The sequence below is a fragment of the Pseudoalteromonas sp. S16_S37 genome (assembly GCF_014694405.1).
In the GTDB taxonomy this organism is placed as follows: domain Bacteria; phylum Pseudomonadota; class Gammaproteobacteria; order Enterobacterales; family Alteromonadaceae; genus Pseudoalteromonas.
The window spans coordinates 57,297-81,769 of the sequence record NZ_JAAUWV010000016.1; the positions used below are offsets into that span (position 1 = coordinate 57,297).

The 24,473-nt window shown below is 41.0% G+C and carries 17 protein-coding genes; 11 read left to right on the forward strand and 6 right to left on the reverse strand.

Going from position 1 to position 24,473, the window contains the following annotated elements; all coding sequences use genetic code 11:
* The first annotated feature begins 103 nt into the window (after positions 1 to 103).
* A complete protein-coding gene (locus HC733_RS09735) occupies positions 104 to 799 on the forward strand; it encodes a hypothetical protein (protein WP_190364849.1) in 696 nt (231 codons plus the stop codon).
* Here the strand turns inward: HC733_RS09735 and HC733_RS09740 are convergent.
* Positions 796 to 1,509, reverse strand: a complete 714-nt coding sequence (locus HC733_RS09740; RefSeq protein WP_190364850.1) for an SIR2 family NAD-dependent protein deacylase — start codon at positions 1,507 to 1,509, stop codon at positions 796 to 798. The two genes, HC733_RS09735 and HC733_RS09740, sit on opposite strands and share 4 nt — an antisense overlap.
* A 3-nt stretch (positions 1,510 to 1,512) precedes the next feature.
* Complete coding sequence (locus tag HC733_RS09745) at positions 1,513 to 2,412, reverse strand: DMT family transporter (RefSeq protein ID WP_190364851.1); 900 nt, start codon at positions 2,410 to 2,412, stop codon at positions 1,513 to 1,515.
* 689 nt (positions 2,413 to 3,101) lie between these two features.
* Between HC733_RS09745 and HC733_RS09750 the strand changes: the two genes are divergently transcribed.
* The gene (locus HC733_RS09750) at positions 3,102 to 3,698 is read left to right on the forward strand and encodes an outer membrane beta-barrel protein (RefSeq protein ID WP_190364852.1); all 597 of its coding nucleotides are present in this window, start codon (positions 3,102 to 3,104) and stop codon (positions 3,696 to 3,698) included.
* A gap of 278 nt (positions 3,699 to 3,976) precedes the next feature.
* Here the strand turns inward: HC733_RS09750 and HC733_RS09755 are convergent, their stop codons facing one another.
* The 3 genes from HC733_RS09755 to HC733_RS09765 form a co-directional block, all read right to left on the reverse strand.
* Positions 3,977 to 6,793 carry a TonB-dependent receptor gene (locus HC733_RS09755; RefSeq protein ID WP_190364853.1) on the reverse strand — a complete coding sequence of 939 codons (2,817 nt, stop codon included), beginning with the start codon at positions 6,791 to 6,793 and terminating at the stop codon, positions 3,977 to 3,979.
* Positions 6,794 to 7,227: 434 nt separating this feature from the next.
* Positions 7,228 to 10,047, reverse strand: a complete 2,820-nt coding sequence (locus tag HC733_RS09760) for a TonB-dependent receptor domain-containing protein (RefSeq protein WP_190364854.1) — start codon at positions 10,045 to 10,047, stop codon at positions 7,228 to 7,230.
* 200 nt (positions 10,048 to 10,247) lie between these two features.
* Positions 10,248 to 12,593 carry a DNA polymerase II gene (locus tag HC733_RS09765; protein WP_190364855.1) on the reverse strand — a complete coding sequence of 782 codons (2,346 nt, stop codon included), beginning with the start codon at positions 12,591 to 12,593 and terminating at the stop codon, positions 10,248 to 10,250.
* A gap of 71 nt (positions 12,594 to 12,664) precedes the next feature.
* Between HC733_RS09765 and dinG the strand changes: the two genes are divergently transcribed.
* From dinG to HC733_RS09810, 9 genes are all read left to right on the forward strand, one after another.
* Positions 12,665 to 14,737, forward strand: a complete 2,073-nt coding sequence (gene dinG / locus HC733_RS09770; protein WP_190364856.1) for an ATP-dependent DNA helicase DinG — start codon at positions 12,665 to 12,667, stop codon at positions 14,735 to 14,737.
* Positions 14,738 to 15,517 (forward strand): TSUP family transporter, encoded by a 780-nt coding sequence (locus HC733_RS09775; protein ID WP_190364857.1) that lies wholly within the window; start codon positions 14,738 to 14,740, stop codon positions 15,515 to 15,517.
* Entirely contained in the window at positions 15,514 to 16,113 is a 600-nt protein-coding gene (locus HC733_RS09780) for a primosomal replication protein (RefSeq protein WP_190364858.1), read from the forward strand. Before HC733_RS09775 ends, HC733_RS09780 begins: the two co-directional genes overlap by 4 nt.
* Positions 16,113 to 17,015 (forward strand): histone deacetylase family protein, encoded by a 903-nt coding sequence (locus HC733_RS09785; protein ID WP_190364859.1) that lies wholly within the window; start codon positions 16,113 to 16,115, stop codon positions 17,013 to 17,015. The genes HC733_RS09780 and HC733_RS09785 overlap by 1 nt, the downstream gene beginning before the upstream one ends.
* 33 nt (positions 17,016 to 17,048) lie before the next feature.
* Positions 17,049 to 17,324, forward strand: a complete 276-nt coding sequence (locus HC733_RS09790; protein ID WP_190364860.1) for a late competence development ComFB family protein — start codon at positions 17,049 to 17,051, stop codon at positions 17,322 to 17,324.
* Entirely contained in the window at positions 17,317 to 17,487 is a 171-nt protein-coding gene (locus tag HC733_RS09795) for a DUF2496 domain-containing protein (protein WP_190364861.1), read from the forward strand. Before HC733_RS09790 ends, HC733_RS09795 begins: the two co-directional genes overlap by 8 nt.
* Positions 17,488 to 17,564: 77 nt before the next feature.
* A complete protein-coding gene (locus HC733_RS09800; protein ID WP_190364862.1) occupies positions 17,565 to 18,350 on the forward strand; it encodes an NPP1 family protein in 786 nt (261 codons plus the stop codon).
* Positions 18,351 to 18,593: 243 nt separating this feature from the next.
* Positions 18,594 to 21,716 (forward strand): efflux RND transporter permease subunit, encoded by a 3,123-nt coding sequence (locus tag HC733_RS09805; RefSeq protein ID WP_190364863.1) that lies wholly within the window; start codon positions 18,594 to 18,596, stop codon positions 21,714 to 21,716.
* A 10-nt stretch (positions 21,717 to 21,726) separates the two neighbouring features.
* Complete coding sequence (locus HC733_RS09810) at positions 21,727 to 22,833, forward strand: efflux RND transporter periplasmic adaptor subunit (protein WP_190364864.1); 1,107 nt, start codon at positions 21,727 to 21,729, stop codon at positions 22,831 to 22,833.
* A 131-nt stretch (positions 22,834 to 22,964) separates the two neighbouring features.
* Here the strand turns inward: HC733_RS09810 and HC733_RS09815 are convergent, their stop codons facing one another.
* Positions 22,965 to 23,528, reverse strand: coding sequence for a hypothetical protein (locus HC733_RS09815; protein WP_190364865.1), 564 nt, complete (start codon positions 23,526 to 23,528; stop codon positions 22,965 to 22,967).
* Positions 23,529 to 24,473: the final 945 nt, after the last annotated feature.

Below are 24,473 nucleotides of genomic sequence, written 5' to 3' on the forward strand. Positions count from 1 at the left end.
CACTTGATACCTAACTTTATCTTAGCTCTATGATAATACTCCCTTTTTAAGACAAACTGTTCTACACTGGATATAATTAAATCAAGCTATTTTTGGTAGAGCTATGAGTGAAAAAGAGTCAGTACAAACGCTAATTGAAATGATCAAACAACAAGACAAGCAAGCTCTTGTTGATTTTTACCAACAAAGCGATGTTAATGAAAACATTTCACAGCTCAAGTATCTATATCAACAAGCCTTAAAGGACCAAGCTCATTATCAATTTTTTCAGGACTTGGTTGCCTCTTTTCTAGAGCATAAGCCGCTCCCTAAAGCACTCATTGGGGGGATTAATGACATTGATAAGTTGACATTTTTTACACCTGCACTGAGTGCGAGCGAAGGGTTTGCTATAACAAATGATCAGGGGAGTACTATTTTACATACTCTGTTTAGCCAAACCAAAGCAGCTCCCCCTCCTTTTAATTACATTCGCTCTTTGCTCCTGTTTGAGCGAAATGAGTCGCTCGCTTTGGCTTTAGCCACTAGAAATGATCAACAGTTGCTACCGATGGAGTGCTACTTAGCCTTTAACCCTTGCTTTGAACCTTTGCAAGCACATGAACTCACCGCGGCACTTGCCTTGCTAGAAGCACAAATAAAACAAGTGCCCAGTGAATTAAACACATTAAGGCTTATCTGTAACCACTTAAAAAGCAATGCTAACTATGATGAGCTTACGAGCAGTAGTCACCGTATTATACTGTTAGGCGCTGCATTCGAATGCCCAAGTGAAGATGTAATGACTTTGCTACATTAAAGGTTAATAAAATCCGCAGCTAACATTTTATGGTAGCGCACCTTGTTATATAAAACATGCGTAGGATTGGGGTCTACAACTTCAACATCTATTTGATTTTTATTAGCTATTTCTAATGCTATTTGCGTTATATTAACGCTGAATGATGTACCAATAAATACCATCTTGCTCGCCTCTTCCATCATCCTTTGTGCCTTGTCTATTTGATACAGTTCAGTGTAAAACTCATCAAATAATAAAACATAGGGTTTAAGCGAGTAATTAAGCTCAGGTCCCCTGCTCGATACTCTAAATAGCTCCAACAACGATTTTTTAAGGTTACACTCCTCAACTTGCTCCCACGGTGCAGACTGTATCTCAACAGGTTGACCTTGAATATGAAACAAAGTGACTTTATCAATACGCCCGTGAATAGAAACGTAATGTTCATTACCTGCTTTTCCATCCAAGCCATCAATATTTTGTGTGATAAGCGGTTTATCCTTAAGCCAATGGTGAACTTCATTCGGTCCATGATGTTGATAGGTAACAAACCGCTTATAGTACCAGCATAAAAACTCTCCAGGATTATGCTCATACATTGCCCTTGTAGCCATTTGCTGAGGCGTGTAGTTGCGACTTCCTATTGTCCAAAAGCCATCTTCGCCCCTAAAAGTAGGGATACCGCTTTGCGCGCTGACCCCAGCCCCTGTGATGTATAACGTACTCATACATTACTCTTTAATTGTCAGTTTTACTCGTGGTAATTTTAAGTGCTCACCGAATTGAAACAACGCCAAACTGAAGATAATAATAACTGCACCGACAACTAGGCTACTAGTCAAAATTTCATCATTAAGCCAAGTACCCAGTGCAATCGCAAAACCCGGTGTGATCAATGTGCTGAGCGCCACAGTGCTCGCTGAAAGCTTTTGTAAAACATGAAAATAAGCTAAAAACCCTAACAAAGAACCAACCACGCCCAAATACACTGTTGCCCATATTGATTTTGCTGCCCACGAGTTAACCACAAATGAACCATCAAACACCCACCAAAGACCAGCAAACATAGGCGTTACAAACAATAGTGCACCAAACGTTGTTGCCATCGGGTGGATCGCAACTTTTACACGCTTGATCATAACGCCGCTTAAACTAAAGCTGCATACAGCCAAAAATACGTAACCTAAGCCAAGGGGCGCCAAATTAAGCTGCTGGATTTGCGCCGAACAGATCAAATAGAGCCCACATAATGCAAACAACAAAGCGCATATTTTAATGGGTGTAAACTTGGCTTCACCCAATAGCTTTTGCGCCAACAACCCAGATAAGATAGGTGCCAAACCAAATATAAGCGAGATAACCCCCGATGGCACGGTTTGCGCAGCCAAATAACTAAATGACATTCCACCTAATATGCCAAGCGCCGAATATATATAGAGCGTGCAAGAGCGTCGATGCCACGGTACTCGCGTGTTACTAATTGAAACAATCAACCCTGCCAATATCAGTGCAATCAACATTCGCAGCAAAACACTCAACAGTGGTGGCATACTCTCACTGCTCCAAACAATGCCTAACGGTGTTGTTGACCAAACCATGATCACAAACAAATATGATGCCTGAACGGGCATAATCTATATCCTTGCCAGTTTGGACGATAAAAGGGAGAAAAACTTTGAGGCTAACCGCTTTTATCGTCGCGGTTAGAAAAAGCAATTAACCGCAGAGTGCAAACGAGCGCATCACAACATTATTTCGTTGCCATGTTAGCAGGTTTGTCAGTAGCGTTAATTGAGTCATAAAAACATAAGAATTCAAAAGATTATTGAATCTACATTTGTATCAAATTAAAGGTATAAGTCAATTGAAAAAGCATGATTCTACTTATATTTATTAAATTTATCTAAATACTCGGACGGATAAATCAACCTCATTCATGTCAATTTTCTATTATATTTCAGTTGTTAAGGCTCGAAACTAGCAGCTTCATTACATTTCAATCGCGGCACAGATACCATTCAGATTTTCGATGCTCTACATGTGTATATGCAAAAACATGTATTTTCCTCGACCATTTCTAATGTCTAACAAGACATATCTAGATTAATAGCCTCTCTCATGCAGTCATTGCTGAAGGATTAACCTTATAAGAGAACATAATATTTTTATATATCAAAACAATATATTTAAAATCATACCGTTAGAACAACTGCTTACAATTTCTGACATACTCCCACACCCCTTCACAAACCCATTACAGACTCTGACAGGGTAAATCCATAAACTCATCCGCAAGTTAAACGAATCGGAATTAGATATTATGAAAATACGCTCAATTATTTCTCTCGTACTACTGAATACAGTCAGCTTTACAAGCTTGGCTGAGCAACAAGACGAAACTCACAGACTAGGTGCCCAACTACAAGGTGGCAGTGCAGAATATAAAAACTCTAGCCAAGATGGCGATGGCGTCGGATCAGTCTATCTGTACTACAACTACCAGTTTGATTCCACTTGGGCTTTAGAGCTTGGTGTAAATAGAGCAAGAGAAGCGGATGATTGGGATTGTAAAGACATCACCAAAAACAAATTTATCTGTAATCGCAACGATGCATTACTTTTTAACCTAGACGCCAACAAGCTTGATTACAACAACTTTGTAGTGGCAGCCAAAGGCCAGTACCAAGTGACCGACAATAGCTACTTTTACGGCAAATTAGGAGCACAACGATACGATTACGAAATCGCAAAAAATAGTAAAGTTGTGGCGCAGAATGACGGTGTGGGATTATTCGCAGAAGCGGGTTGGCAATACGATTGGAGCAATGGTTTTGCCTTTAACGTTGGTTGGCAGTATATGGATATGGGTGACTTAGATACAAGTTCACTGGCAATCGGTGGAAGTTATAGATTCTAATTAAAAATTTATATTTATCAAAGCCTTGGTGTTTAAGATGTGACTACTCAATGGCACACTGAAAACACCAAAACGTTTTGATTAGAACTAGTCTATACTCACTGTTTTAATTGCTACATTCCATTTATTTCAATGATTTAAAGTTACTCTCGATATTACTTGAACTCTTCACAAACAACTTCAACTTTGCCAAAACCCATCATTTTGATTTGAAATATTTTTAGGGATAAAAAAACCCCACTCAAGTGGGGTTTCGAATTTTGTTACATCAAACTAACTTAGAAGGTGTAATCAGCTTGAAGGTAGAAAGTACGACCGTATGGGTCAGCATAACGCGGATCGTAACCAACTTGGTGACCAGCTTCTCCGTTTAACGTTAAAGGTGGCTCTCTGTCAAGTAGGTTCTTGATACCAAACGTGAAGTTAGCGTTATCACCATATGCATATGACATGCGGTAGTCAACAGTAAAGTACACCGGAACCTCTAACTGAATAAAGTCACCATTAACTTTATTTTTGATAGTTTCCGCAGCTTCATAAATAGTATAGTGCGTGCTTGCAACTTCGTCAGTATAACCACTACGTGCTTTCACGTTTAGGTCATGAGTGAAATCACCATGAGTCAACGAGTTGTTGATGTTAATTATGTTACGAAATGCAACCTGAGCATCAGGACCAACTTTACCTAGGCTTGAATCCCAAACATTATCTTCACCAACTCGTAAGCTTTCAGACTCGATTAAGTAAGTACCCGCAATCGCAGTCTTCAACGTACCAAATGACAATTCATTTGTTAAGTCAATGCTCCAGTCAATACCAGTAGTGGTTGATTTACCCACGTTTTGAGCCGCTTGGACAATTGCAAGTACGTCTCTGTTACGACCTTGATCAAATTTTGTAGTGAAAAGGTGATTATAAGTCTCTGGGTTTTGGAAGATTTGGTTCTCGGTTAAACGTTTAACCTCATTTTCCATATCAATGTTCCAGTAGTCTACTGACACACTTGTGCCTGAGTCACCAGCCCATACAAAACCAAATGTGTATTGCTCAGACGTTTCAGGTTTCAACTCAGGGTTACCTTCACGATATACGGTATACTGAAGTTTATCTGAAAGACATGCTGATCTTAGAGGATGATTATCTGATAATGGACAATCATACGGAGTACCCGTTACGCCAAACTCGATACGAGGTGCTGCAATTTGACGCATGGTTGCCATTTTGAAACCAGTACCCATTGAAGCGCGAAGCAATAGCTCATCAGTAGGGCGGTAAGATAAACTTATCTTATAAGTTGTATCATTTTCGCTGCCGTTAACTGTTTTGTTACCTGTACGCAGTGAATCGGTGATCTCACCAATGCTGTCATAACGAACAGAACCTGTTAGTTCTAAGTTTTCCATTACAGGAACTATCAATTCGGCAAACGCGCCATAGTTATCACGGTCAAGATCAAACTCTGGAGTTGCTTCTTCGTATAGGATAACTTCGTTTCGGTTACCTTCACCAATAGCGACAGAGTACTCTGATGTACGGTAATCCACACCAAGACCTAGATATACACTACCTGCATCTAGATCTGCAATTGCGCCAGACAATTTAGCTTCGAATGAGGTCATTGACGTTTCAGTCTTTTCCCAAAGACCGTTGAACATAGAGGCTGCAACTGAAGTTTTCTCTTCGTTTGTCAGATCTTCAGGTGCTTTGAATACATCAATTGCACCAGAGTTCAGTAGCGCTAAAATTTCTTTTTGAAGAGGGAAACCAGTAACACGAGTTTCATTACTTTCAGAATCGCCGCGAGTTACCGCAACATCGTAAGACCATTCAGAAATTTCACCACGGATACCAGCAGTAATCTGAGTTGTTGTTGTATCATACTCTGTTGTACGATTACCGCCAGGAAGTATACGCCATGACGCGCTGATACCTACCATGTCGTCTTTAACATTTTGCGGCAAATGAGGCATAACGTATTTTTGTGCAAGCGCCGAATCTGCAGTCAAAGGAATAGACGTCGGATAAGGGGCGATACGGGTCGTCATTTGGAATTTTGACCAAGAAGCATTAGCATACGCTTCCGCCATGTCATTTACGGTTGCAACACCTTGGACAAAGAAATTATCACGTTCTGTCTCAGGTTGGATTTCAATCGTACTTGAATAGTCAAATTGACAAGAACGCTCACCAGATGGTGCGCTAGTAACGTGACATTTGCCGTTTTCCATCTTATACGGGTTGAAAGAGTAGGTCTTAGTCTTGACGTTACCCTTTGGATCAAGTTGCAAGTCACCATTTTCGTCACGAAGTTGGTATTCAACGTTCGCATTACCTGGAATAGCACTTGCTGAACCTGCAACGGCAACAAATTTTTGGCCTGCATGCTCAAAGTTGATAAAGCCTGATTTAGCAAAATCACGATCTGCTCCAACTAACACATCTTGCTGGTCATGGCTGTATGCCGCTGTGATATTGAAACCATCAGAACCTAGATCACCAAATCCTGTTGTGATCGAAATCGTTGAGCTAGAAGTATCTTTCGGCTTGTCGTAACGCGCACTGATAGTCGTGTTTTGCACGTCATTTTTAAGGATAAAGTTAACAACACCCGCGATAGCATCAGAACCGTATAGTGCAGACGCACCATCTTTTAGGATTTCTACGCGTTTGATAGCTGATAGAGGAATAGAGTTCAGGTCGATTGTGCCGCCAGAATCAGCCGAAACCATACGACGACCGTTCAGAAGTACAAGCGTGTACTCAGAACCTAAGTTTCTAAGTGAAGCAGTTTGAATACCACCGCCGCTACCCCCCACAGATTCACCAGCAGCAGTGAAACCCTGCATTGATGGTAAATTAGCGATTAGATCTGGAACGCTTGTTACACCTGATTTTGCGATAGCTGAAGCATCGATTACATCTATTGGCAGTGCACCTTCTAAGTCAGTTCTTTTGATTGAAGAACCTGTAACTTCGATACGTTCTACTTTCTCTCCACCTTCTGCCGCAAAGGTGTTCGCAGAAAACGCAGCCGTAGAAGCAGCGCCAAACGCGATTGCCAAGCGAACCGCTTTTGAAACTCTTGAGTTTAACATGCTAATTTTCTCCCTGAATCAAATTAATAATCTGATTTTTATAGTTTTATTTTAAGTTCTAAAAAAGAAAACAGAGTGTTTCTATTTAGATACAGGGACTAATACTAAGCCTCGTTGAAACAAGAGGTCAATATCCTATGTAGCCGAAAACAATCCATCCAAGAACAAAAAGTACCAAAAATAGCAACATGTTAAAAAACAAGAGAGAAACAAAAAACCAATAAAAACAATGAGAAAGCAAAATCAAATATTACACCCAATTTAACAACAGGAAATAAACATGTAAACTTTACATTTTATTTTCCAAACAAATGTCAACAATAAAAAATTAAATTTATTTGAAATATTTATCAGAAGATAACAAATGAAATGCTTTTAGAGATGAAAAAACCCCACTTAGAGTGGGGTTTTGAATTTTATTACATCAAACTAACTTAGAAAGTGTAGTCCGCTTGTAAGTAGAAAGTACGAAGGTACGGGTCAGCATAACGTGGGTCATAACCAACTTGGTGACCAGCCGCAGCATTTAGAGTAAATGGAGGCTCTTTATCTAACAAGTTCTTAATACCAAATGTCACATTTGCATTATCGCCATAAGCGTAAGACAGGCGGTAATCTACAGTAAAGTATACTGGAATATGTTTTTGGATCACACTTCCATCAACTGCATCATCCCAGTTATCCGCTTTTGCAACATAGAAGCTTACATCAGCAGAAGCATCAGTGTAGCCACTACGAGCTTTGATATTTAAGTCGTGAGTGAAATCACCATGAGTAAATGAGTTGTTGATATTAATAATATTACGGAATGCAACCGCTTCATCAGTACCCACTTTACCTAAGCTTGAATCCCAAACGTCGGTAGTACCTACACGTAAGCTTTCTGATTCAAGTAGATAAGTACCCATGATACCAGTTTTCAACGTACCGAAAGATAGCTCATTCGTTAGGTTGATACTCCAGTCGATACCTGAAGTGTTTGACTTACCAACGTTATCAGCTGCCTGAACGATAGCTAGAACAGTGTCACCAGTACCTTGGTCAACTTTAGTAACGAAAAGATCACCGTATAGCTCTGGGTTTTGGAAGATTTGGTTCTGAGTTAGACGACGAACCTCATTTTCCATTTCAATATTCCAGTAATCAACAGATACACTTGTTCCAGTGTCTCCAGCCCATACAAAACCAATAGTATACTGCTCAGAAGTTTCTGGCTTCAACTTAGCATTACCTTCACGGTATACATCATACTGAAGCTTATCTGAGTAACAGTATTGCTTAAGTGGGTGACCTGATTGGAAAGGACAATCATATGGCGAAGCAGTTACACCAAATTCAACTCTTGGCTCAGCGATTTGACGCATAGTTGCCATCTTAAAGCCAGTACCCATTGACGCACGTAGTAATAGCTCGTCAGTTGGACGGTAAGAAAGACTTAACTTATACGTTGTATCATCTTCGCTGTTATTTACAGTTTGGTTACCAGTACGCAGTGAATCCGTGATTTCACCGATATTATCATAACGAATCGCACCTGTTAGCTCTAAGTTTTCCATAACAGGAACGATTATTTCCGCAAACGCACCATATGTATCACGCTCTAGGTCATATTCGTCAGAAGCAGACTCGAATAATACAACTTCTGCAGTGTTACCTGCTCCGTTTTTACGCGAGTACTCAGCCATACGGTAATCAAAACCAACACCTAGGTATACACTACCAGCGTCTAGGTCAGCAATAACACCTGAAGCTTTACCTTCGATAGTAGTTAGAGCAGTTTCTGTTTTTTCCCAAAGGCCGCTAAACATTGTGTCTGCAACCATTTTGTTTTGCTCAGCACTTAGATCCTCAGGTGCAGCAAAAATATCAATTTCACCAGAAGTTACTAGTTCCATGAATTCTTTTTCAAGAGGGAAACCAGTAATACGGTTTTGGTCACTTTCTGAATCACCACGCGTTACAGCAAAATCATATGACCACTCAGCAATCTCACCGCGAATACCAGCTGTTACTTGAGTAGTTGTTGTGTGCCATTCAGTAGTACGGTTACCACCTGGAAGTACACGCCAGCGAGCTGCTACACGAGTCATATCTTGTGCTACGTTAGCTGGAAGGTAAGGCATTACATTTTCTTGCACTAGAGCTGAATCAGCGCCTAGTGAGAACGTACCAGTTGGGTATGGTGCAATTCGCGTAGTCATTTTGAAGTCTGACCATGAAGCTGTACCATATGCTTCCGCTGAATCACCAAGCGTTGCTACAGCTTGTACAAAGACATTATCACGTTCTGACTCAGGCTGAATTTCAAGTGTGCTTGTGTAGTCAAATTGACAAGCATTACCTGATGGTGCACTCGTTGTGTGACACGAACCATTCTTTTCTTTGTAAGGATTCAAAGAATAAGTTGACGTTTTAACCTTTCCTGAGTCAGCGTCTACGATTAAATCGCCATTCTCATCACGAAGCTCATAAGTTACATAAGCATTACCAGGGATTGCGTTTGAAGAACCAGCAATTGCAACTAAGTCTTGACCAGCATGTTCAAACTTCACAAAACCCGTTTTAGCAAAATCGCGATCTACAGAACGCAGATTGTCTTGCTGATCGTGGCTATATGAAGCAGTAATATTGAAACCATCAACACTCAAATCACCAAAACCCGTAGTGATTGAGATACTTGAGCTTGAAGTGTCTTTTGGCTTGTCGTAACGTGCACTAATTGTCGTGTTTTGAACGTCATCTTTAAGAATGAAGTTGACAACACCAGCAATCGCATCAGAACCATATAATGCAGATGCACCATCTTTAAGAATTTCAACGCGCTTGATGGCCGCAAGAGGAATAGAGTTAAGGTCGATAGTACCGCCAGAATCTGAAGATACCATACGACGACCGTTTAGAAGTACAAGTGTGTACTCAGAACCTAAGTTTCTTAATGAAGCAGTTTGAACACCGCCACCGCTACCACCTACTGACTCACCAGCAGCTGTGAAGCCCTGCATTGAAGGCAAGTTGGCGATAAGGTCAGGAACACTTGTAACACCAGACTTAGCGATAGCAGATGCGTCAATCACATCAATCGGTAACGCACCTTCAAGATCTGTTCTTTTGATTGAAGAACCAGTTACTTCAATACGTTCTACTTTTTCTACGCCTTCTTCTGCTGCGAATGAACTCGCTGAAAAAGCAGCAGTAGAAGCAGCACCAAACGCGATCGCTAAGCGAACCGCTTTTGAAACTTTACTATTTAACATTTGTATCTCCCTGGACTACTTGTTAGTAGCTTGTAATTTTTTGTGGGCTTTGCCCTTATGGGAAGTTGCACTGATGCAACATTCACCATGAATATTAAACAAGCATTGACGTTAGCGTCAACCGTAAATTATTTAATTTTCATTAATTACCCACACAGGGTACAACGCAAAATACACAAATGATAAACAATTTAATGATCTTAAAAGGAAAACTTTTTTTGTTCGGTTAACTGAAAAAGAACATTTTCGTAATCTGGAAGCATCTTAAGTATGGGGTATATTTGCTTTTCTACATAATGTTCATAGTCAAGTTCTCCTGGCGTAGGATCAATCAAAGGCCCAGATTTTGTTATGTAATACTTTACTAAGCTGCCTTTTTTGAAGTGACTATTTTTGTCTCTGCGCATTTTATCTCTTGCTGCTTTAACATGAGGAGGGATGTTTTTTATATACAGTTCTGGGTCTTTCCCTAACCGTTTTGAATATAGCAACATAGAATCAACTTCACCGGCATATATTCGCTCTTTGTACCGTTTTGTAATACTGAATAAATCAGCACCATTAAAGAATGCTTCGATAACATCTTGTTGATATTTTTTAGCAATTTCAGTCCAATCACTACGCACACTTTCCATCCCCTTAAACACAAGCTTACTAGTATTGTTAACATAAACCTCGCCTACATATCGCTTCTTTGAGCCAATAGCCTGTCCACGAATCGTTGGCATAAAAAAGTTGTGGTACAGCGTTTCAAATTCAATTTCTAAGTAACTTGTGAGTTGATAAGCTTCTGCACAGTGTTTTTGCCAATGACGGTTTACCGCTTCAACTAAACGATCGGCTTCAGCTTGACACTTTTGCAAACTCCACGAATCTGGTAATTTTACAAAGGTAGAATCCGTATCACCGTAGATAACATCAAGGCCTCTGCTTTCGATCACCTGTTTTGTCGTTTGCATAATCTCATGACCACGCAAGGTAATTGAGCTGGATAAGCGAGGGTCGTAAAACCGACACCCTTTTGAGCCAAGCACGCCATATAAGCTATTCATAATGATTTTGATGGCTTGAGATAACATACTGTCATCGTCCTGTTTAGCCTGCTGACGAGCATCAGTCAGCTGAGCTACAATGCGGGGAAGGTGATGTAAATCTCGAGAAAAGCGTCCTTCATGAAACCCTTCAACTGCATTTTTTGGGTTACGGAGCCCTTCGATTAGTCCCATTGGGTCAATACAAAAAGTTCTTATTATTGAGGGATAAAGACTTTTAAAATCAAGTACAATCACGTTTTTATACAGTCCTGGCTTTGACTCCATTACATATCCCCCTGGACTTTCGAAACTCAGTCCATGTTCACAAAGATTTGGTGCAACGTAACCACTACGGTGTAGCATAGGAAGATAAAAATTTGTAAATGCAGCGACAGAGCCCCCCATTCGCTCCAATTCAAGCCCTGTGAGCTGGCTGCGAGCAATAGCAAAGTCGATCAGTTTAAGTTTGGAAAATATAGCAAGAACCAGCTCACAGTCTTTTAAATTATAAGCGGCTAGAGTTAGCTTATCTTCGTTAAACTGTCTGATAATTTCCTCCAGCCTATCGTCTTGCTCTATGAGCTTTGTTTCGCCCAGAACTTTTTCTGCCACATTAGCCAAACGAAAACTGTCAAAGTGATATGTCGCGTTTTTGAGTGTATCTATGCCATCAATGACGACTCTTCCGGGGATCAAAACGCGAACGTAGTTCCCTTTATAAACATCGATGGGCCTATCATCTCTGCCAAGAATAAGATCAATCCCGAGCATCTGGGCACGTTCAGCAAGTACCACAAAGTCAAATTCAATAATGTTCCAACCAATAATTACATCGGGATTAAAATCCCTCATTTTGTCCATTAATACATGCAATAACTCACATTCATCATTTACCCACTCAATGTAAGAGTGATCACTTGAACTATCTGGCCCAACAGGAGGTTTACCTATCATAATGACACTGCGGTATTGCTCACTTACGAGCCCTATAGAGAACAGAACTCCTTCACCATCACACTCAATATCCAATGACAGCACCGTGAATTGAGGCTTAAAAGTTGGGTTTGCCTTGAACTTGGCCGACTTAAGTAAAGTATATCCATCACATTGAACCTGTGTGCCTTGTACCCACGCTCCACCACGTACAAAGCGCTCCATTAAAAAGCGGTCACAATGGCGAATATCCTCTTCGTATAACGTGATATGTGCGGCTAACAACTGTTTGGCCTGATGATAAGTGCGGTTATCGTCGCAGTAACAGGCGATCATACTTTGCTGATCAAAATGCTTTAGAGGAACGGCTTTAAACTGCATATTGGCATTCGCTTGCGTTACCAACAGCTGCGCTTTAGCCAACTGGCTTGAGCGAATAAAGAACACGGCTTGCTCATTTTCTACCAGCGCCTTAACTATCCCAGATTCGGTTTTTAGCCAGTAACAAAGTGCTAGCCTCCCTTGATGATTTGTTTGCTGGCGAGATAATATAAAGCCTTCATACACTGCTTGTGCCAAACTGATTACCCATCTAAAATAGCCATCGTTACTGTAATTATATACATATAATATTCTATTAGGCGATCCTCATGCTTTCAGACGCGCTCAAAAAAACAATACGACAGACACACCAAAACATTGCTGAAAGCTTAGAAGGCTACCGCCACCGCAGCAGCCAAAACTACCTAGTCGCGGAAATAGCCAAAACACTTGCTGGGGAATACCACAAAACACAAAGAATTTGCGTGATAGAAGCAGGAACAGGTACAGGGAAATCTCTTGCCTATTGCTTAAGTGCGCTGCCTATGGCGCTGGCTAAGAAAAAAAAGCTTGTTATTTCAACAGCAACAGTAGCGCTGCAAGAGCAGCTGATCAATAAAGAGCTACCGTTTTTCAAAACTCATTGCGGCTTCGATTTTAAATTTGATCTTGTCAAAGGCCGCCAACGCTACATCTGCGTACACAAACTCAATGCAGCCCTTAATGAAGACAGTATGCAACTGTCTATCATGCCTACACTATCTTCACCTTTGTCCGACATGGAGCAAAAATGCTTAATAGAGCTTCATAGTGCATATCAGGATAAACGTTGGCAAGGAGACCGAGATAGTTGGGCCGATACCATTCCAGATAAAGTATGGAACCTAATAGCATGTGATAAGCATGCGTGTCAGCGCCAAATGAAATCGCATCATTTATGCCCATTCCACCTTGCAAGGCAAAAAATAGCGCAAATGGACGTATTGGTTATCAATCATGCATTACTATTGGCTGATTTAGAGTTAGGTGGTGGTAAAATCCTACCAGAACCTAGCGATACTTTTTATGTTATTGATGAAGCTCACCATTTGCCACACATAACCAGAGATTTCTCCTCTGCGGCAGCAACCATAAAAGGGACTATCGAATGGTTAGACAAACTGCTTAAATTCAGTGGCAAAATGGCTGCCACTATCGTGTCGCAAAAAGCGATAGGCCAAAACTTTAAACTCAACGATGCCGCTAATGATGCCAGCAAAGACCTTAAAGCTGTCCGAGATATATTGGATGCCGCCGATTTTAACTACAACCAAGATGATACATTTCGCTTTGAACATGGCATTGTACCCGAGTCGCTTACTGCAAAAGCAAAAGATATTAGCGATGCAACACAAGATGTGTTGCGCTGTTTGAATAAAATGCATGACGCGCTTACGCTCGATGTCAGCGATGGCGATGTTAAGCCATTTTTAGCCGATCCGCTGCTCGCTGAAAGCGGGCAATATATTAATCGATTAGAGCAGCTTCATAAACTTTGGCATAGCTATGCCAATAAGGGAGAGCACACTCCTCATGCTCGTTGGATAAAGCGCTTAGAGTACAAGCACCATCATGACCATTTATTATGCGACTGCCCTATTGAAGTAGGCTATTACCTAAAAGATAAGCTCTGGAAGGAATGCGCTGGCGCAGTATTGTGCTCAGCAACATTAAGTGCTCTTGGCACATTTGACCATTTTGCCAAAGAAAGTGGACTGGCCCATGAGCCAGGGGTCAAGTTTATCAAAGCTAACTCCCCTTTTGATTACCCCAAACAAGCAACTTTGCATTTGCCTGCTGCAGATGTAGAGCCAACTGACAAAGCATTTAGCGACCACCTTGCCAAGGTATTGCCCTCTTACTTAGATAAAACAAAAGCAAATTTAGTGTTGTTTGCTTCTTATTGGCAAATGGATCACGTTGTAAAATTGCTAAGAAAAGACCACTGGCAAGTCCTTGTACAAGGTGAACAATCTCGCGATAGTTTGCTTAGGCAACACAAGGCGAACATAGATAATGGCAAAGGCAGTATTCTATTCGGTACACAAAGTTTATCTGAAGGGTTAGATTTACCTGGTAAATACCTTGAAAATCTTATAATTACCAAAATTCCTTTTGCCGTTCCTACCTCTCCAATTGAAGAAGCACAGGCTGAGTTTGTACAAAGTAAAGGCGGTAATCCATTTTTATCGATCACAGTTCCTGATGCAGCAAAGAAATTAGTTCAAAGCTGTGGTAGACTTCTTCGTAAAGAAACAGATCACGGCCGTATAATTATATTAGACAGGCGCCTAGTAACGAAACGCTACGGCAAAGCCATGCTTGATACTCTACCGCCCTTTAAAAGACAAATAGATTATTAAATGTTTGAATTTGCGCTCGACCCAATGACTTGGGGGTTACTTTGTTTAGTCGCCCTTGCCGCAGGATTTATTGACGCTATTGCAGGCGGTGGTGGTATGCTGACTGTCCCTGCATTGCTAACTGCCGGACTTCCCCCTCATGTAACATTGGCGACCAACAAATTGGCAGCTAGCTTTGGTTCATTAACAGCAAGTATCACCTATTATAGAAAGCGACTTTTTGACCCTTCCTTTTGGGCAGCTTCAATTTTAGCCACTGCAATTGGCGCCGTACTTGGTACTTTGTTAGTTGATTATTTAAGCGTTGAGTTTTTAAATAAATTACTGCCAATCGTTATCATCTGCGTTGCCTGCTACAGTTTATTTGGCACACTCAGTCCAACTGAGTCACATGCCTTGCCAGAAAACGAACCAGCTTTGAAAACAAAGCAATGGTTTCAAGGATTATCTCTGGGATTTTTCGATGGTATGGCAGGCCCTGGCGCGGGTACTTTTTGGACCGCTTCAAACAGCTTGTTGTATAAAATGAGCCTGCTGCTAAATTGCGGGCTTGCCCGCTCGATGAATTTTGTGTCGAACTTTGTTTCATTGATAACTTTTGTAGCACTAGGGCATGTTAACTTTTTGCTAGGCATAACTATGGGTGCTTTTTTAATGTTCGGTGCTTGGATTGGTGCACACTCAGCTATAAAATTTGGCAACAAGTTAATCAAACCTTTGTTTAATACCGTGGTGATCATTTTGGCTATAAAACTAATTGCTGAGGCTTATTTTGCATGAGTCAAGCCCTTGCACGTTTACACCAACAAGTAGCAAAATTAGCCGAACAGGCAAAGTTATTCGACAATGCTAAGTGGTTTGATAAAAATCGCTATATTCAAGCCCAACCAAGCCTTTTTGACCGTACAGTGTTTGCAACTAAAAGCTTACTATTAAGTGATTACGTTGACGAAATATCGGCGCAACTCAAGCATCTGCCTCCAATGGAAAAGCGCCACGCCTACAGCTTTGCTATTCAACGTATCGCAACGCAAGTAGAAGCGGTGATAAAAGTACTCAAGTCAACGCCTGTTTGGGCGAAAGAGAACAAAGCCAATTACAAGAAGAAAAATAAAATCTATCAAAAAGCCGTGCAAAAAATAATGCAAAGCTCACATGAGCTGTATCAAGAGCTATCACAAAATCATGAGTTCGAAAGGCGCTTGCTGGAAATGATAGAGATACGAAAACAACAACTTGATAAAGCATCCTCTGAGCAAGCCAGTCAAATAAACCAAGAAGTTTTGGTCTTACATGCTCGCCTAGGTCGTTGCCGAAAAGCCATTTCAGCAACGGAAGCAAAAATCCAAGAAGTTGAAAAACAACAAAACCGCTAATGTTCTTTTATCACCCTTTGTACTCGCAGCTAGATCTGCCACAACACCACAGATTTCCAATCAATAAGTATGCGCAATTACATACTCGACTGATACAAAAGCGGTTAATTAAAAAGGCGATTCATCCCAACAAGGCCACTTTGGACCAAATAACGTTGTGTCACGATAAAAATTACGTAGCTAACTTTATAAATGGCACTTTAGATGATAAGACTATCAAAAAAATGGGGGTTCCATGGTCAACTGCGTTGGTTGAGCGGACTCTTTATTCTATCGGCGCAAGTATTGAAGCTGCAACCTATGCACTTGACCATGGTGCTGCGGTAAACTTAAGCGGTGGATATCATCACGCACACCATGATTTTGGCGCAGGTTTTTGCATATTTAACGATCTGGCCATAGCAGCATGCGCGCTAATTGAACAAGGAAGAGCAGGAAAGGTCGTTATTTTTGATTGTGATGTGCACCAAGGTGACGGCACAGCAGCAATACTTGGTGAACGTGCAGATGTAACTACTTGTTCTATTCATTGCGAGTACAACTTTCCTCGCAGCAAAGCTATCTCAGACTACGACTTTGCGTTACCTAGTAAAACGCAAGACCAAACCTATCTTGAAACCGTGACACAGGCGCTTAACCTTGTATGTCGCATTCATCAACCTGACCTGCTCCTTTACAATGCAGGTGCAGATATATTCACAAAAGATGAACTTGGTATGTTTGATATAAGTCTTGAAGGTGTACAAATGCGAGACAAAATAGTAATAGAATATTGCCAACAAAATGCATTACCTCTTATGGCAGCGATGGGCGGTGGATATCAGCGTGATTTATCTCAACTTATTGATGTGCATGAACAGTTTTTTATTGCTCTGATAAATAAGCCAGCTATGATTGTATAGAGCATACAGCACACAAGTTTTTGGACACGTGACATGAAATTACATGATGATGTACATAACTACTACGAGAAAATAGTGTTAGAAAAAATTATCGAGCACAATTTAGATAAAAAGTACGATGAAGATGTGATGGCTGACTTCTGTTGTACCGTACTAAATCAACTACCATCACGATATATTCGCAACGATGTCGATATGGCTTTTTACTTGCCTGGACACGAAAGAGAACTCATGGAACAACGTGTTGAAACAGCGATAGAAGTTGCCATGGCACAAGTTGCAAAAAAAGGATCAACAAAAAGTGAGTAGCCCACTTAATGACGCCCCTACCCACGTAAAACTCGCCGTTGACCTTATTCTGTTATTAGAACAAAACGAGGTTGCCAACGAGGATGTGCTTGCTGCGTTAGAGATTGTGCAAAACGATTTCAGACAAAAATTAGCCAACGCCCAAAAAGAGCAAAAAACTTAATTTTAACTTTTTTGTTTCATTTAAGTCATAAAAATTGTTTACTCTATTTTTAAACCTAAATTTGAGTAAATATCATTATGACAATAAAACCCAACCTTATACTTGCATACGCGCTCACCGCTTTTAGCACCTTAACCCTCGCAAATGATTTTACCGCGCTGGATGAAGCCTTACCCGCCGACTATGTAATTAACGGCACAGAGCCGGTGTTTGATTTTGATGGTGATGGCTGCCTGCCAAGCGCCGGAATTAGCAGGACCGGTCAACAAAATTCAGGCCTTAAAACTTCGGGGTCCCTAGGCGGTAATTGCCGTGACAACGCTTTTTTAAATACCTCTAACACCGTACATAGATACGCGTGTAAAGACACATCTCAAGGCCAATATTGTGCTCACTTTTATGCTTTGTACTTTAAAAAAGACCAGATTTTTCCTTTCTTTGGCGGAGGCCACCGCCATGATTGGGAGTATGCGGCAGTATGGACACACGACGGTATCGTTACACATGGCAGTTACAGTGCACATGGCGACTTATATACCAAAGAGGCTTCTCAACTTCCTTTTGAAAATGGGCATCTGAAAATTGTTTATCATAAGGATGGACTACTAACGCATGCATTACGTTTTGCAAAAACAGCCGAAGCGGCAGAAAATAGCTACAACCGATTTGTCACACCAAATATTATTAGTTGGTATGAAATGCAGGGCGATGGTCTTAATAACCAAGCACTACGAGAGCGACTAAATCAATATGATTACGGTTCAGCCACTTTACCCGTCAAAGACAGTCGGTTTTTGACTAATATTAACCGCTTTAAACCATCTGGTTATCCAACTTTCTATTTGACGGATACTCAACCATAACGTCCTCTTTGGTGCGGCTGAAACGCTGCACCAACTACCAAATTTGGCTTATCAAATTGTAAATTCTGCTACAAAGAGTATTACAAAATATCCTAATTAGTTACAAATTGTTGCGAACACGCATTTTATCTCAAAATTAAGGTAATTTGTCGCTATCACGGAAACTACCTCTCATTTCAACGCTAGCAGATTATTTTGATTTGCTTAATACTAAGGCGATAAAGACAAAAATTGGACACTGTCATGAATCTAACACGAAGTTCGCTAAAAAACCCTGCGAGTGTATTAGTGATCCTAACCTTAATTATGCTCTTTGGTGCAATCAGCATTTTTAAACTCCCGATCCAGTTAACTCCCGATATTGAAGAGCCACAGATCACAATATTTTCTGGATGGCGACAAGCTGCACCAGAAGAAATTGAGTCCATGATCATTGAGCCGCTTGAAAACGCAGTGAAAAATACGCCAGGCGCACTGGAAGTAAATACGCAAATAAATCAAGGGAATGGCTTTATCTCCCTTACCTTTGCAGTGGATGCCGATATGCAACAAGCCATGCTTGATGTATTGACCAGTTTAAATCAAGCACCACCATTACCTTTGGACGCTACAGACCCAATAGTAACTGCTGGCGGCGGCGGTGGTCCTGGCTCTGGCGGCCCAACCGCAGCGAGCTTATTAGTCGTGCCACTTAACTTCGATAGTGAAAAGTTCGACATGGCTAACTATCAAAAGCAAATCGAAGATTTTATCGAACCTAGGCTTGCTAAAATACCGGGAGTGTCTCGCGTAAACCTAAATAGTCAACGCCAAAGGGAACTGCGCGTGACCTTTGACCCGCATAAAGCCGCGGCGCTAGGTATCAGCCTTGGCCAAATACGACAAACTATTTCTACCTCTACAGATATGTCTGGCGGGCTTGCTGATGTAGGCCGTCGTCAATACACTGTCCGATTTACTGGAAAATACGACGTAGATAGCTTAACTCAGATGCGTGTCGGTTATTCTGGTGAGAGACCTATATACCTAGGTGATATTGCCACCGTAGCAGACACAGTCACAGATAGACGTTCCATGACTTTACGCAATGGCAAGCCTGCTTACTACATTACGATATCACGCAGCAATGACTCAAATACTGTTGCTGTATTAGATGGACTTAATGAAGCAATCCACGAGCTAAATAACGGTATTTTAAAAGAAGCAGGGTTAGCAATCGAATTAAGCTATGATGCATCTGTTCACATCAGAAATGCCTTGCAACTGGTCAAGAGTAATCTTGGACTAGGCGTACTTATGGCGTGCGGTATTTTATGGTTATTTTTTAGAGGAATGCGCGCTACCTTAGTTATCGCTGCAACGATCCCTGTCTCGCTCATGGTTGCATTTTTGGCTTTGAATATCTTTGAACGTAGCCTTAATGTTGTATCGTTAGCAGGGCTCGCGTTTGCTGTTGGACTGGTACTAGATGCTGCAATCATTGTGCAAGAGAACATAGCGAGGCTTAAAGCAGAGGGCCTAACCAACAGCAAAGCCGCATTAAAAGGAGCTACTCAGGTTGCAGGCGCATTATTCGCCTCCACAGCAACAAGTGTGGCTATATTTTTGCCTATTATGTTCATGGCTGGTATCGAAGGACAATTATTCTCAGATCTCGCGCTCACACTCTCAATCGCTGTTATTGCATCGTTAATTTGCGCACTCACTATTATTCCAATTGCGAACAAATACTTACCTGAGCGTAAAAACACAGAAGATCCATACAAGGCCTATTGGCATAAACTAACTGCATTCGTAATGTCACTGACAAATAGTCGCTCCAAGCAAGTAACATGGATAGCGTCTTTACTTGGCGGCTCTGTTCTAGTAACACTGACCTTACTACCACAGACCGATTTTATGCCAAGAGCACCAACTGATGGCTTTTTCTATAGCTTGAACTCACCACCAGGAGGAAACATTAGCTATATGGAAGAAGAAATAGCCTCGCGTGTTAAAGAGCGCTTAATGCCATATTACATCGGTGAAAAGACGCCTAAGATAAAAGATTTTAACTTTTATGTATTCGGCGCAAATGCTGGGGGCTTTATTTACTCCGACGATCCTCAACGTGTAGAAGAACTAATGAAAGTTGCAAGGGAGGAAATATTCCAAGACCTTCCAGACACACAAGTATTTCTATTTAGAGGCTCGATGATCCAAGTTTCAAATGGTGGTGATGGGCGCGCGATTAATATCGACTTAACCGGCCCCAATATGGACGACTTAATAGCCGCAGCTAAAGTAGCACTTGAAGAAGTGAAATCAGCTCTGCCAGAAGCGACTGCTCAGCCTCAACCGAGTTTGGATATGGCTGAGCCCGAATTAAGATTACATCCGAATGACAGGCGTATCACTCAAGCAGGCCTGACTCGAAATGACGTTGCTCAGGCTGTACAGGCATTTACAGGTGGCTTATTTATCAATGAATACTTCAATGGTAACGAACGTATGAATGTGATTTTAAGGGCTAACTCTTGGCAAACACCTGAAGAGTTAAAATCACTGCCATTAATAACGCCTAATTCTGGTATTCAAACATTGGGAGAACTTGCTGAGGTTGAGCGAACTGTTGGCCCTACACAACTTCGCCGCGTAAATGGTAAGCGTACCGTCTCCGTCGTTGTTACTCCTCCAGCGAATATGAGTCTTCAAGAAGCGCAAGCTATTTTAGCAAAACATGTTATGCCTAAAGTCCGCCAAAGCATCCCGCTCAATGCTAGTGCCATTTTGGGCGGAAATGCACAAAAAATGAATTCAGCAATTGAAGAGATGACAATAAACTTTGCGCTTGCATTATTCATACTATTTTTATTAATGACTGCTTTATTTAAGTCAGCCAAAGATAGCTTCTTAGTCCTTTTGGTCATGCCGCTCGCAGTGGCTGGAGGTGTATTGGCGCTATTCATTCTCAATCTATTTACGTTCCAGTCACTAGACTTACTGACCATGATTGGTTTCATCATATTACTTGGCCTAGTTGTGAACAATGCAATTTTGCTTGTGGATCAAACACGTTATTGCGAACGCCATGGCATGACGAGAGCGTTAGCCGTACGTGAAGCCGTTCTTATGCGCGCAAGGCCTGTTTACCTCAGTACACTAACTAGCCTATTTGGCATGTTACCGCTTATGCTTATGCCCGGTGTGGGCTCTGAAATATACCGAGGACTTGCCACCGTGATTGTTGGAGGAATGGCAATCAGTGCAATATTCACCTTAGTCTTAATGCCTAGTTTACTGCAGTTAGGTAGACAAACGCAGCCACATTCAGAGTTGACTAAAAATACAAACAAGCCTTCATTAAACTTAGTCGCCAATCAGTGAGATAATCATTATGTTGTTATTAAATAAATTTTTCAGTTCATATTCGCAAAATATTGGCGCTCTATTAATAGCTTCGAGCGTTGCTCTTTCACCCATTGCATACGCCAAGGCTCCCGTTACGGTAGAAAAGCTAACGAATGCTCCATTAAACAGTGAACTAGCTGTTCATGGCACACTTTATGGCAAACAAGATGTAAAACTAACCGCAGGCGTCGGTGGGTTACTTACCTATGTTGCCGAACCTGGCAAAGAAGTTGAAAAAGGGGAAGTACTAGCCCGTATAGATACACTTCCACTCGAACTTGAGCAAGCTAGGCAACAAGAAATGCTTAATAGAGCCAAAATTAATTTACAGTTCCAAAAGCAAGAGCTGAAGCGACTCAAGCAGTTAGCAAAAAGCAGTAGCACTGCAGCTAGCCAAGTTGATAAAGTACAACAGCAGCATGACTTAGCTCAGTCAGATATTGCTTTGGCGGAAATTGAGCTTAAGGTGATCGCCGACAAACTCAACCGCTCTACACTTAAGGCGCCATTTTCTGGCGTTATAAGCGAGCGCTATAGCCGCTCAGGAAAAGATGTAAATAGAGCCGATGAACTTCTAAGCCTAATCGACATAAATAACCTTGAAGCCAGACTGTATGTACCTGTCAAATATCTGAAGTATATAAAAAAGAGCATGGTGCTTCCTATATCGTCTGGCAGTTTAGGTTCCCTCGATAAAACCGACACAACGGTTACAGCGGTGATCCCTACAACCGATCCTCGCTCACAGTCATTTGAAGTCAGGGCAACACTACCAAAGCCAAGTAATCAAAATTGGGCGGCAGGACAGCTGGTTGATGTAATTGTCCCTCTAAATAGTAACCAAGCTGAGCTACTTGTTAATCGTGATGCACTTATTCTGCGAAAACAGGGTGTTCATATTGTTCGTATAAACAAAGACAGCAAGGCTGAGCAGATACCTGTTACCGTCGGTAAAGGCCAAGGTAAGTTAGTGGCTATAAAGCCAATTAATGAAGGCTCATTATCTATTGGCGACACCATTGCTGTGCGAGGCGCAGAACGTTTATCAACAGGACAAGAAGTAGAGATCCAAAAAGGAGTGAATGCTTCTTAATTTTTATAAAACAAATTACTAGCCCAATGAGCAGGTTCACTCTTGTGAGCCTCGCTCATTTTTCTATCACTGTTCACAATTCCACACAATTAGCCATACTGAAGTCGTAGCTACATATTAAGAAATTTACTTTACTCACTGATTCTTTTGTCGATAAGCTTATCAACTATAAGCTGATAAAGACGCTGGGCAGGATAAGAGATAAATATTATTGTAATTAATAAATTGGAAAGGGCTATGACTTGACTATAGATACCTCGGAGAATATCAGCATCAAAAATAACTCGGTCAACATACCTAAATAAAAACAACACCATTATCGCAGCAGAGACGTAAAAACCGTAAGTTGTTATGCGAGCAAACTCACACCGCTTTAAATTATGCCAATGTAGAACTGACACCATAAATAGCGCTTCGTGGATGCTAAAATAGATATAAAAGACTTGTCTCTTCGCTTGAACCCCTATACCCAAATCCAGAATTAAATCACTAATAAAAGTACCCGCCACACTGAATGCTAAAGCAACACAAATATAGATAAAAAATGAGTGCTCAAATTCAATTGTTGGTAAGTTTTTAGGCCGCCCACAAATGAGCGACCTAAGGGAGTCATTCGCAAGCCAAACAAATAGCACCAGCGCAACGACTTTCATAAAGATTAATATCCATCCGATATGGATTAAAACTTCGTTCATTAAATATCCTTTTAAAATTATCTCTTCATCTTCTTCTAGTATTGAGTTGGATTATTTGCATTTTTTGGTGGCTCAATCCCATTACCAGCACCTCCACCACTACCTCCAAATACGTTTGCCAGCATTTCCCGAGGAAGCTCTCTTTTAATTTTCATTTTTCTACCCATTAACTTACCCCTTTTATCAGTTTTTAACAATATCAAAGAAACTAACGCAACTTACAATAATCGATGACTCACTATCCATAGCGACGTCTATTGTGTTACATAAATAAAGTTAGTCCCTAACTTATGAAACGTAAAATATTTGTGCAATTCAAAACATTTCCGTTAACACATTAGGATAAAACAAATATGAATTAATTCATATTTAGACTAAGCTAATTCCCCCTTTCATTGCAACAACTGAAATATAATTACTGATTTTTAATAATGTTATTCTTGAATGTTCTCATGTAGAAAATAACTTTGAATGGCTTTTTAACGGGTATGCAGAGTGTTCTGCAGCACATCTAAATCAGGACACTTTCCTTAAGGAAGTTCGTTCATATTCCGCCGGTAATACATTGGCAGTATGTCCAACGTGGTGTGTGAACTGGCTAGAAGCGGCAACAATCAGATCTAAGCTACTCTCAACCCTGCCACCGATTAGGCCAGCATGCTCGTTTGGATCAGATATTCAGACTCACTCCATAAAGCAATATGCGATAGCGCAATACTCAGCGCATCAATCGACACACTGTAAACCAAACCACGAGCTGTACAGCGATACCTAACGCGTTAAATAGGCTCGGCACAGTGCTCGCAAAGACCTCAGCGCAGCACTGTAATACCAATTGACTTAAAAGTTTGATCTAATAGCAATATCCAGATTCATTTTAATTCAGATATGCATACAGCAGAAGATTTTAAGCTATTGGCAAGGCAAACCTCCCGCGGACAATTA